The sequence below is a fragment of the Methylotuvimicrobium sp. KM2 genome (assembly GCF_038051925.1).
Taxonomy (GTDB): Bacteria; Pseudomonadota; Gammaproteobacteria; order Methylococcales; family Methylomonadaceae; genus Methylotuvimicrobium.
In genome coordinates this window covers 1,343,951-1,356,012 of sequence record NZ_CP150634.1, presented here as the reverse complement: position 1 = coordinate 1,356,012, position 12,062 = coordinate 1,343,951, and the positions used below count along the sequence as shown (strand labels likewise).

Below are 12,062 nucleotides of genomic sequence, written 5' to 3'. Positions count from 1 at the left end.
GGCCCCTTCTCAATATCTTTCCCGATTCAACTACTCCCTTTTGATTGAAAAACCGTCTAAGAATAAAAGGTATGGGGTGTGTCTATCGAGGAACGCCGTAAACCCATCCATGGGGGCTTGGCGGCAGCTCCCTGCTGCCGACATCCTCGCTAGCCACACCCCATACCTTCATAAAGTTAACCATTTTTTGAGTATAAAGGGAGTAATATGGACAACATTTTAACTTGGAACGATAGTCTTAAATTAGGCATAGCCAGCGTCGACGATCAGCACCGGCGACTCTTAGATCTGATCAACCGTCTCGACGAAGCCGTAGCCTTAGGCCATGCTCCCGATACAATCACCGAACTTCTCGACGATTTGATCGATTACACACGCTATCATTTCGATGAAGAAGAAAAATTGATGCAACAATCGGACTTCGAGGAAGCATTGTTCGCATCGCACAAGAACGAACATCGACAATTTGTCGAAACCATCGTCGAAGCACGCAATCAGAAACCGGACAACGCCTCTTTTTTGCTACACCACCTTTTGGATTTTCTATTCGATTGGCTATACCGGCACATACTCGGCACCGATAAAAAAATGGCCGACCGCATTCTCGGCAAACCGATTTCAGATGCGACCAAGATTGACCAAGCCGGCATTATCATGCAAAGCAATCTCTATTCGGCCTTACGGGAAAGCGAAGACCGCTTCAAGGAAATGGCCGATAATTTACCGGCATTGATATGGATTTCCAATGCCAAAAACATTCCAGTCTTCTGCAATCGTTACCGGCATAAAAAATTCAATATCCCCTTAGGCTCCGGCAACCATTCGCAATGGTTGGATAGGATTCATCCCGACGATCGGGATAAAGTTTCGGATACCTATACCCATGCCGCATCCGACTTAAAAAAATTCAAAATTCAGTACCGCTTGCGTCGAGAAGATGAAAGTATTGTCTGGATACTGGAAACCGGCGTCCCGCGAATCAGAAGAAACGGCAGTTTTGCTGGGCTCATGGGCTGCGGCATGGATATTACCAATCAAAAGAATGCCGAAATCACAATCGCCCGCATCAATCAATTATTGATGGAACAAGTCGAGGAACGAACGCAGCAGTTGCTCGACGCCAACAAAACCTTGGAAGCTGAGAAAAACGAACAAGTCCGGCTGAATGCACGCCTAAAAGAAACCCAAGCCCATCTAATCCAATCCGAAAAAATGGCCTCGATCGGGCAACTGGCAGCCGGTGTCGCACATGAAATCAACAATCCGTTAGGTTATATTTTTTCCAACCTGAATAGTCTGAAACAATATCTGAACGATATCCTGCAATTTTCGGAGACCGCCGAAAAGCTTGCTCGAGAACTGCCCGCCGATAACAGCGAAGTTCTTGCTTACCATCGGCTCAAGAAAAAAATCGATATCGATTATCTAAAAACCGACTTGCCGGATCTTGTCGACGAATCGATCGAAGGGGCGACGCGCGCACGTAAGATCGTTCAAGATCTTAGAGATTTCTCCCGGATCGACAAGCAGGAAATGGAACTATTCGACATCGAAGCCGGCATCGACGCTACATTGAATATCATTCAAAACGAACTCAAATACAAAGCAAAAATCGTCAAGAAATATACCGGACTGGAATCTTATCGATGCATTGGCGCACAGTTGAATCAGGTCTTCATGAACTTATTGGTCAACGCGGCTCACGCCATCGAAACATTCGGCACTATTTATATCAGAACCGGGACCGAAAAAGACCGCATTTGGATTGAAATCGAAGACACCGGCAAAGGTATTCCTGAAGAAATCCGCTCTAAACTTTTCGACCCATTTTTTACGACGAAGCCGGTTGGCCAAGGAACCGGATTGGGTTTATCGCTATCCTATAAAATCATCCAAAACCACAACGGTAAGATTGAGGTAGAATCCTACGTCGGCAAAGGCAGCAAATTCAGAATAAGCTTACCGCTTACTACCAATGAGTGCTAATGCAGTACAGTGTTTATAACTTGTTTTTGATTACTATGAAGAGCATGAAGGGAAGAGAATTGAGTGCTTTATGAACTGTCCCAATGGAACAGATGCGCTTAATGGATAAACTCAATGCAATAATAAAGCGTTTTCAGATCCAGCTTAATGACTGAACAACATCAAAACAATGGTGGGGGCTGGAGTGCAGGCAAAGCCAATACTCCAACGGCAATAATAATGACATAGGCTGTTTATGATTAGTAACGCATTCAAATTGAAAACACTGCGTCTTCAAGTCCTTCATGCTCTTCATGGTGAAATACCTTTTAGGATCATCAAAAATCAACCGACAGAAAACCACCAGCTTCAATTAACGTGAAGAGGAAATAATCCATGAAATACACATTACCATTACGACTGTGTTCAACGATCGTTATCGGCCTGTCGATATCTTTCAGCGTTTATGCCGAAACCAAACAACCGGCAATCGCACCGAACGGAATCGAAATGCCGAAAAACTATCAAAACTGGCAATTCATCGGCGTCGCGCACCGGACCGACAACAATTCGTTGCGCGGAATCCTCGGTAACAGCATCGCAGTCAAGGCCGCCCGTAGCGGCAATACCAACCCTTGGCCGGACGGCGCGATTCTGGCCAAACTGGTCTGGAAAGACAGCCAGCACCCGTTGTGGGAAGCCGCAACCGTTCCAGGCGATGTGCAACATTTCGAATTCATGATCAAAGACAGCAAAAAATACCAAGCGACCCAAGGCTGGGGCTATGCCCGCTGGGTCGGCAAGGAACTGAAACCTTACGGTGAAAACGCCGATTTCGCACAGGAATGCGCCGGTTGCCACGCCAAGGCCGAAAAAACCGATTACGTGTTTACTCGCCCGGCCGAGATGCCTTGATTCCATTAATAGTAACGCCCGCCCTTTTAACGGAAAACATCAAGGAACGAAAAGTATACCTTTCGCACTTCAAATTTCGGCATTAAGGTACGGAGGCGTCGGGATGTTCGGTCGATTTTGCTCCTGCAAAATCGACATTCACCCAGCACCTAAATTAGTCATGATATTAAACATAGCCAATCGGTTATGGAATTTAGGTGCTGGATTTAGGTACTGGGCCTTTGACGGGCACCCCGAGGCCGAATTTTCATCTACGAGTATACATAACGAGGATGCTGGCAGCAGGAATGCCGCTTGCAATCCTTCATCTCGAATTTAGGGTTAAAAATTCTTCGTCAAATCCATACCTGCATATAAAGACGCGACGGCTTCGCCATACCCGTTGAATAACTCGGTTTTGCGTTTCGGTGTGAAAATACTTGCGCCGAGTACCCGTTCGCGGCTTTGACTCCAACGCGGGTGCGACACGTCCGGATTGACGTTGGCAAAAAATCCGTATTCATGCGGTGCGCTTATATTCCAGGCCGTTTTCGGCATGTGCTCTTGAAAGCGAATCTTGACGATCGCCTTGATGCTCTTAAACCCGTATTTCCACGGAACGACCAGACGTAACGGAGCGCCGTTTTGATTGGGCAAAACGTCGTCGTACATTCCGGTTGCGACGAAAGCTAGAGGGTGCATTGCTTCGTCGATACGCAAACCCTCGACATAAGGCCATTCCAATACACTACTTTTCTGACCGACCATGATCGACGGTTTATATAGTGTCGTAAATTCGACATATTTAGCTTTCGAGGTCGGTTTGAACTGTTTGAGCATCGCCCCTAGAGGAAAGCCGATCCACGGCACAACCATGGACCAAGCCTCGACACATCTGAATCGGTAAATACGCTGCTCCAAGGGATTAGCTTTGAGAATATCCTCCAAATCGTAGACGCCGGGAGATTCGACTTCGCCTTCGACGGCCACCGACCAAGGCCTTGTTACCAAGCGCCGCGCCAGGACAGTCGAGTCGGTCTTATTGGTCGAAAATTCATAATAATTGGTATAGTTGGCGACATCTTCAAATTTATTCGGCTCAAGATCAGCCGAATAGGGCCCGACCGGAACATCGGTATATATTTTGTTTTTAGCCTCCGAAACACCCGGTAATGCTACCGCCAAAGGTAACGTCAGTGCGGCTTTAATAATGCTTCTGCGTGCTTCGAAAACCGTCCGGTCGGTTACCTCGTTTTCCGAAACGACCGTTTTGGATTTAATCAACATAGCTATTCCTCTGAGTATTTTGCCGCCAGCCAATAATCGATGCTGACATAACGTCCGGCGCCGATAAAAAACAATACCAACAACATAATAAAGTAAGTTACGGCAAATTCGACTCCGTTATTCAATACGACGAAGGCCCCGTTTTCAGTCAGCCAGTCGTAATTGCCGTATTGCTGTAAGATCGATTTGGCCTGTTCCAATCGCTCTACCGCACCGATCGTACGATCGGTTGCAAATAATCCGGAACCGGTCGCAATCGCGAGCCAGCCGTTCTTGAGATGCACTAAAACTCCCGCCACCGCCATCACGATCATCAACGGTATTGAAATCAATCTGACTCCGAATCCGATCAACAAAAAAACCGACCCCAATACTTCGATCAATGCTACTAGGAATACCAGCAAATAAGGTAATGGCAAGCCCAATCCCCACTGATCGTCACCAAACCATGCCGCCGTATCGGAAAAATTAGCGAATTTTTTCGACCCAGCCATCCACAATACCGGAACGAGATAAAACCGTAACAACAACGGCGCGATAAAGTCGATACACTTAAGCTTATCAAGGCCCCTTAAAGCCCATCGCGTTCCGGCAACACTCTTGTCAAACCCTGCTTGCCAATCAATATCTTTTAAATTCATGATGCTACCTCTCTGTGTTGGTTGACGATCGTTGTATACCCATCGTAGATCAAAATTCGGCGCCTGGATGTCCGCTAAAGGACGCCGTGAATACGTCCATGTAGGCTCTATGCCAGCTCCATGCTGGCAAAGCCTTTATCGAACACCCAGGCGCCTCCTCAGGCGCTGCCGAAATTTGAAGTACGAAAGGTATAACTTCAAATCAGCGACAATAATTAGCGCTCAGTCTTCCACCTAAAATTTATCGACGGCTAAAATATACACCTTTCGCACTCCAAATTTTGGCATTACCGTATTGAGAGGCCTCGAGGCATTCGGTAAAAAAAAATTATAGACTTGACCGTTTAAATCGGGGTTGCTTACCCCGCCTCCACATTAATTTTTGCACCGCGAAGCTAGAGCTTCGCGCAAGTGTTTCCCAAGCAGGAGCTTGGGAAACAGCGAATCTTTCATCTTTCATCTTTCACCTTTCCTCTTTTCCCTTTCACCTTTGCTATATTTATCGCTTTTTGACTCAAGTCATATTAACGATGTCCCAAATCTATTCCAATATTTTCTCAAACATTCCAAATCGATTACCCGAAGAGCTCTTCGAAACCGTGCTAAAAACCGATCATGTCCGCATCGAGCGGATCGTCTCTAGGAATCACTCGACAAAAGCCGGCCATTGGTACGATCAAGACTGGGACGAGTGGATACTGCTCCTTCAAGGGCAAGCGAAACTACGTTATAAAAACCGCCCCGAAGATATTGTTTTAAATCCCGGGGATTATTTATTAATCCCGGCGCATGCTTTACATCGGGTAGAATGGACCGATCGAAACAGCGACACGATTTGGCTTGCTATTCACATGACCGATAAAGTAACGTCCGGTGACTTATGAAACTTTTGCAAAAATTATGACTCTCCCGGTTATTAATGTTCTTTGTAAATGAACCTGGCACAGCCATGAAGATCAAGCAAAAGTTAACGATCTACTAACTGCTATACCTTTCGCACTTCAAATTTCGGCAGTGCCGGAGGAGGCTTCGGGGTGCTCGGTAAAGGCTTTGCCAGCATGGAGCTGGCATAGAGCCTACATGGACGTATTCACGGCGTCCTTTGACGGGCACCCCGAGGCCGAATTTTCATCTAAGATGAGTATAACTGAAATTATGAACCATTAACTTACCGAGATATTCCTCTCCCATATTGACATTCATTTCCGCCACCTAACCGTCAGCATGCCAACATAATGATATTGGAAACCTTTTCCGTCGCTAGAGATTTCGGACGCGTTCATGAAATCACTTCGATTTTGATCCGCTATGGTTTCGGCGATATTGTCCGCCGACTCGGCATTGTTGGTCTTGTTGAGCGCGCAGGCCATGTTTTACACTGGCATGAAATCGACGAATTGACCAGTATGGAACCACCGGAACGCATTCGTCGAGTTCTGGAAGAAATGGGACCTACTTTCGTGAAACTGGGCCAGATTTTCGCTACTCGCCCCGACTTGTTCAGTCCTACCTGGATTGCTGAATTCGAAAAACTGCAGGACCAAGCCCGTCCGGCACCCATCGATAAAATCTTGGCACAACTAGAGGAAGACCTGGGCGCCCCGCCGCACGAAGTCTTTGCAACTTTCGACAAAACGCCGATAGCAGCCGCTTCGATTGGCCAAGTTCATAAAGCTTCGCTGGAGGATGGCACTCAGGTTATTGTCAAAATCCGCCGTCCCGGCATACGACCTACCGTAGAAGCGGATTTGCGCCTACTCAACCAAATGACGGAGGTTGCAGCACGGGAAATAAAGGATCTGCGTCGTTATAATCCACAGGAAATCGTTCGTCAATTCACATTATCGATGCGCCGAGAGCTGGATTTGGCCATCGAAGGGCGCAATAGCGAACGCATGCGCGCCAACTTTAAAAAAAGCCGCACTATCATCATTCCCAAAGTATATTGGCAATGGACTTGTGAGCGCGTGAATGTTCAGGAATACATCGACGGTATTTCGGGTCATGATATCGATCGCATCGATTACTCAAATTTAGACCGGAAAAAATTGGCTAAAACCGGAGCCGATGCGGTGCTTAAAATGATTCTGGAAGACGGTTTTTTTCATGCCGACCCTCACCCCGGCAATTGTTTCTTTCTTTCCGGTAATCGCATCGCGTTTATCGACTTTGGCATGGTCGGCAGACTCACCGACGAGCGAAGGAATCAAGTCGTCAATCTGTTGCACGGTTTAGTAGAGCGCGACCCGGATATCGTCGTCAAAATTCTTTTGAAATGGGCCGACAAGTCGATGGCAAATAAAGACGCATTGACGCTGGAAATCGACAATTTTATCGACCAATACCACGATATCCCATTGAAAGACCTGCACATAGGAGAGTTGCTATTTAATTTAACGAATTTACTACGCGACCATCAGCTCAATTTGCCGGCCGATCTGACATTATTAATTAAAACATTCATTACATTGGAAGGCTTGGGACGACAACTCGATCCGTCATTTAATTTGGTCGTGACGGCAACACCGTTACTCAAACGGGCGTTTTTACTCCGGTACAACCCGGAAGCCATGGCTCGACGCAGCTTTAAATCAGCGGCAGGACTCGTTGAAATGCTCAGCGAGTTACCGGAAGATATGCACCGAATTATGGAGGATTTGCGACGAGGAGCGCTGAGCGTTCGATTAGACATCACGCGACCGGAATGGCTGGGCAAAGAGCTCGACCGAGTGGTCAATCGAATTTCCGTCAGCTTAGTCACTGCTGCAATGATTATCGGCAGCTCTATTGTCTCGACCGTTGAAGGCGGCGCCTCATCGTTGATCGGTTTGACCGCTTTCGTCGGCGCATTATTGGGCGGAATTTGGTTACTCTTTTCTATTTGGCGAAGCGGTTAAAATGTGAATCCATTTAATTACGGAAACCGCGCCGATTACGCTGTAAGCGTCAAGTAATTATTCAGATCCCCTTACATTCCCGCGCTCGCCGTTATACACAAGTATCGGTAAACTTCCTAAACAGAGGTCATCGTATACCTGGAAACGGTGCTGTTTGATAAATCTGCGGATATTGAACACCAGTGGCTTTCCCTCACCTAACGCTAGGTGAGGGAAAGTCGGGAACGTTGGGCGACAAAAAATAGTATCGAGGCCTCATTGGCTAAGATTGCAAGACGGTAATTTTTGACTTATGTATAACGATGAGCGCTCCCGCGCGGGAATGAAGACCGAGACGCTCTAGTGTCTCGTAGCGCTGGAACGCTAATTGCCGGATACTGCATAGTTACAGCGTCAATCGTCGGTTCACAACTATACCCGTCGTAGATCAAAATTCGGCACCTGGATGTCCGCTAAAGGAAGCCGTGAACCCAGCACCTAAATCCAGCACCTAAATTCCATAACCGATTGGCTATGTTTAATATCATGACTAATTTAGGTGCTGGATGAATTCCATAGGTCATTGACAATGATTCAAAACATGGCTTATTTAGGTGCTGGGTGAATACGTCCATGTAGGCTCTATGCCAGCTCCATGCTGGCAAAACCTTTATGAACGCCATGGATTGCGTGAATGTCGATTTTGCAGGAGCGAAAATCGACCGGACACCCAGGCGCCTCCTCTGGCACCGCCGAAATTTGAAGTGCGAAAGGCATAATACTCAGTTATTTTTAGAATGTCGGGTAAATATCATCATTTAGTTCAGCACAAAGCTAAGGCCGGTAAGGTCATGCTCGCTTAAGAGAAGCAATAGCTGCTCTAATAAATTCTTTCTCCGGTCTTTGTTGGTTTAAAAATTGATTGAATAACATCAAAATGCCATGTGTATTGATATGAACATGCGCACCGTAACCCGTCATAACTAAGAATTCCTGATGCACTCGGTCAATAAATTGTGCGCGCTGTTGTTTTAGAAGTTGAGAATCCATATGAATAGCCTCTTGAAATTGAATAAATTTTTTTTATCACCGCGAAAAACATTACCCTATTTATTGAAAAATTTCCGAGCAATCGAGTGCAAAAATTGAAAATTTATCCATTTCCTTAACCCGGCCTTATCAAATGCAATGCGTATTGATCTTGGGATATTGAATTATATGCGTTAAAAATCACGACAATTTTCACCCCGCTTTTACAAATATACCTATCGCACTTCAAATTTCGGCAGTGCTTCAGGAGACGCAGGAGGGCCGAATTTTGATCTACGATGAGTATAAATGTCTAACTTCATGTGCTTGATCCTAGAAAAAGCATTTCACCATGAAGATCATGAAGAATGACAAGTTAACTCAATAACTTGTCATTCGTTTATGAACAACTTTCGCTCACCCGAAAGGTTAGCTGTAATGTTTAGGTAATCTATTAAAATACTTCATGTGCTTCATGGTTAAACTGCCGAATTTAGGCTGATGGTTAAGCAGCTGGACTTCGGATTTATAAAACGCACTCCCGGTCTGCCTTCTCGGCGGCAGCGCGCCCGTTTGCCTCGCTTACTTGTCGACTAAAATGCAAAGCCGCGCCAAATAGTACAATGCAAAACAAGATCGCGCTTTTCAGCCCGACCAAAATCTGCAACAAACCGATTGCCATTAAGCCGAACATGCCGGCCAACTTCATCGATAAACCCCAAAAACCGAAATACTCGGCGGAACGCGACAACGGCGAGAACAAGCCGACCAGAGTTCGAGTCGACGACTGGCAAGACCCCAGACTCAAACCCGCGACACTACCGACGAATAAAAAAACATATTGCGCTTGCCAAGCGACATTGAACTGAGACCGCATCATTTCAGTAAACACAGGGGTCAAATAAATCATCGCGATTGCCGATATCCACAATATCAAAGTCAGCCGATAAGTAAACAACGCACCCAATTTATCTTGTATGAAACCGAAAGCCACCGCCCCCAAGGCTGCGGTAATCTGTACAATAATGAACATCCAAGTTCTGACTTCCTCGTCCCAACCGATAATTTGCGCCCCGTAGATGAAAGCATAAGTAATGATGATATATATACCGCTCATCGCGAAAAAAATCGACACCAACATTACCGCTAGATCGCGGTGATCCTTGATATGTTCAACCGTATTTCGCACACGGCCGATACCGATGCGAAAATACCCCGTTCCAGGCGGCAACGGACAAGGCACCCCGCGCTCCTTGACCCATAAAAAAGTCGGAATTGCCGCGACCAAGAAAAATACCGCTGCCCAAGGGCCCACCCAACGAATCCTTTCAAAATTTTCGGCGCTAACTTCACCCAGCACAAGCAATACAAAAATCGCCGAAACCATGCCGCCGACATAACCGAGCGCCCAACCGAAACCGGAAATTTTTCCCAAATCATCGGGCGGGCCAAGATCGGGTAAAAATGCCGCAATAAATGCTTCGCCGATTGAATATGCGAAATTAGAAATAATCAACAATAATACGCCCAACCACGCCAATCCCGGTTCGACAAAATAAAGGGCTGCCGTGCTGAACACCGTCAATAAGTAACTGCCGAATAAAAAACGTTTCTTATTGGCTGTGTAATCCATAACTGCTCCTGCTATGGGCGAAAAAATCACGACCCCCAAATAGCCGATCGCCAACGAAAGACTCCAAAGCAGATTGCCGAGCCGGTAATCGGGGGCATCGCCGACGATCACTCGCGTAAATAAATCGCCGAAGACAACCGTTACAATAAGCAAGGTATACGCCTGATTAGCAAAATCGAACATTGCCCAACCGAATATTTCTTTATTCGAGGCTCTAACACGTGTTGTCATTGTTTTATTCCTGACTTGAATTGACTGATTTGGGGGATATTCTTTGCGATTCCCGTAAAACCGACATTATAGACTCGGAAAATAAATTGATTTGTAAGTATTCATCGATACTTCATAAAATATTTATTCACCATGAAGAAAATGAAGAAAATTAAGAGAAAGACAATAAAATCAAAAATTTAATTCTTAATATTGCCTCATGCTTTTCATGGTTATTTCATAATATTGAATACTTTCACAGCCTCTCCGGCTAGAGAAACCCTGAATGCTCTTGCAGTAATTATTCCCCCCCCTTATCGTTCCCATGCTGCAGCGTGGGAACGAAGACCGAGACGCTCTAGCGTCTCGTACCGCTGGAGCGGTACTCAGGCATTCCCGCGTAGGGTACGCTGTGCGTACCATGGTAACCCTGCAATGTTCATGTGCCAACCGAACCGCCAGGACACGGTTTTGGTACGCGCAGCGTACCCTACAATTTATGTATAACGATGAGCGCAGAGCGTGGGAACGATAATTGCCGAGAGGACCGAATAGTTACCTCTTGCATGCCGGTTTCGAGAAGCTCGTCAACAAAACCTTTTTCGACAACGATGGTCGAAACGAAACACTTACTCCAAAAATCATACTTTGCGAGTCCGAAACCGTAACAACATATTCGGGTAAATAATGATGAATAAAATAAGAATAGGCCAAACCGTTCCACTTTTGCCCGTATCCGATTGGATACAGGGAGACCCCATTGATTTAACGCAGCAAATCGGGCGAGTCGTACTGATCGAAGTCTTTCAACTCAATTGTCCCGGTTGCTTCCTCTATGGTTTGCCCCAGGCAATAGAAATGCATCGAAAATACTCCGAAAAGGGCCTGACGGTCATCGGTATCTCGACGGCTTTCGAAGATTTCGATAAAAACACGCTGGATAACTTAAAGCTTTTAGTTAATCAACAGCAGGTCATCGGACATACCTATCGCGTATTGGCCGAACATGATTTGCTTGATGACGGCAAGCTATCCTATCGGGTCCCATTTCCATTGGCCATGGACCGCTTGATCGAACGCCGGGCAAACTTCAGCGACGAAGAAATTACCGAGTTCATAAATTCGCGTATTCCCGATTTCGAGCAACAAAGCGATCTTCAACGCGAGCAAATCCGGCAAAATGTAGCCTTTTACCTTGAAGGTCTTAAATACCGTGCCGAAACCTTCGAACTATTCGATCTGCAAGGCACGCCGTCCAGCATCCTGATCGACAAAGAAGGCAAATTAGCCGAATGCTTGTTCGGACATGATCCTGAACTGGAATTTAGAATTCAAAAGCTGCTTGAAGCATTAATACAGTAATAATGTTTTTTGCAATTCGGTTGGCAAAGAATTACCTGATTAGTAAGTTTCTACAACTAAAGACCAAAGACCAGCATATCCCTAGCAAGACGGGGTTCGTAAGCCATGCGCGTCAAGCTAAAAACGACCACCCCGCATAACGCTCTTTCCCAAGCTCCGGCTTGG

General features: G+C 46.1%; 10 protein-coding genes. 5 read left to right on the top strand and 5 right to left on the bottom strand.

What is annotated here, in order from left to right; genetic code table 11:
* Positions 1–207 precede the first annotated feature (207 nt).
* Together WJM45_RS05885 and WJM45_RS05880 are read left to right on the top strand one after the other, a co-directional pair.
* The gene (locus tag WJM45_RS05885; RefSeq protein ID WP_341328040.1) at positions 208–1,986 is read left to right on the top strand and encodes a bacteriohemerythrin; all 1,779 of its coding nucleotides are present in this window, start codon (positions 208–210) and stop codon (positions 1,984–1,986) included.
* A gap of 375 nt (positions 1,987–2,361) precedes the next feature.
* Positions 2,362–2,880, top strand: a complete 519-nt coding sequence (locus tag WJM45_RS05880; RefSeq protein WP_341328039.1) for a cytochrome P460 family protein — start codon at positions 2,362–2,364, stop codon at positions 2,878–2,880.
* A 321-nt stretch (positions 2,881–3,201) separates the two neighbouring features.
* On the opposite strand, the gene msrP is transcribed toward WJM45_RS05880, so the two are convergent.
* Together msrP and WJM45_RS05870 are read right to left on the bottom strand one after the other, a co-directional pair.
* Complete coding sequence (gene msrP, locus WJM45_RS05875; RefSeq protein WP_341328038.1) at positions 3,202–4,146, bottom strand: protein-methionine-sulfoxide reductase catalytic subunit MsrP; 945 nt, start codon at positions 4,144–4,146, stop codon at positions 3,202–3,204.
* A gap of 2 nt (positions 4,147–4,148) precedes the next feature.
* Complete coding sequence (locus WJM45_RS05870) at positions 4,149–4,787, bottom strand: DoxX family protein (RefSeq protein ID WP_341328037.1); 639 nt, start codon at positions 4,785–4,787, stop codon at positions 4,149–4,151.
* Between the two features lie 530 nt (positions 4,788–5,317).
* On the opposite strand from WJM45_RS05870, the gene WJM45_RS05865 reads away from it, so the two are divergent.
* Positions 5,318–5,671, top strand: a complete 354-nt coding sequence (locus WJM45_RS05865) for a cupin domain-containing protein (protein ID WP_341328036.1) — start codon at positions 5,318–5,320, stop codon at positions 5,669–5,671.
* Between the two features lie 351 nt (positions 5,672–6,022).
* On the top strand, positions 6,023–7,684 hold the full coding sequence (locus WJM45_RS05860) for an AarF/UbiB family protein (RefSeq protein ID WP_341328035.1): 1,662 nt from the start codon (positions 6,023–6,025) through the stop codon (positions 7,682–7,684).
* Positions 7,685–8,305: 621 nt separating this feature from the next.
* Here WJM45_RS05860 and WJM45_RS05855 read toward each other — a convergent pair.
* The 3 genes from WJM45_RS05855 to WJM45_RS05845 form a co-directional block, all read right to left on the bottom strand.
* On the bottom strand, positions 8,306–8,440 hold the full coding sequence (locus WJM45_RS05855; RefSeq protein ID WP_341328034.1) for a hypothetical protein: 135 nt from the start codon (positions 8,438–8,440) through the stop codon (positions 8,306–8,308).
* 72 nt (positions 8,441–8,512) lie between these two features.
* On the bottom strand, positions 8,513–8,713 hold the full coding sequence (locus WJM45_RS05850) for a hypothetical protein (protein ID WP_341328033.1): 201 nt from the start codon (positions 8,711–8,713) through the stop codon (positions 8,513–8,515).
* A gap of 505 nt (positions 8,714–9,218) precedes the next feature.
* Positions 9,219–10,556, bottom strand: coding sequence for an MFS transporter (locus WJM45_RS05845; protein WP_341328032.1), 1,338 nt, complete (start codon positions 10,554–10,556; stop codon positions 9,219–9,221).
* Between the two features lie 666 nt (positions 10,557–11,222).
* Between WJM45_RS05845 and WJM45_RS05840 the strand changes: the two genes are divergently transcribed.
* The gene (locus WJM45_RS05840) at positions 11,223–11,897 is read left to right on the top strand and encodes a TlpA family protein disulfide reductase (RefSeq protein WP_341328031.1); all 675 of its coding nucleotides are present in this window, start codon (positions 11,223–11,225) and stop codon (positions 11,895–11,897) included.
* Positions 11,898–12,062: the final 165 nt, after the last annotated feature.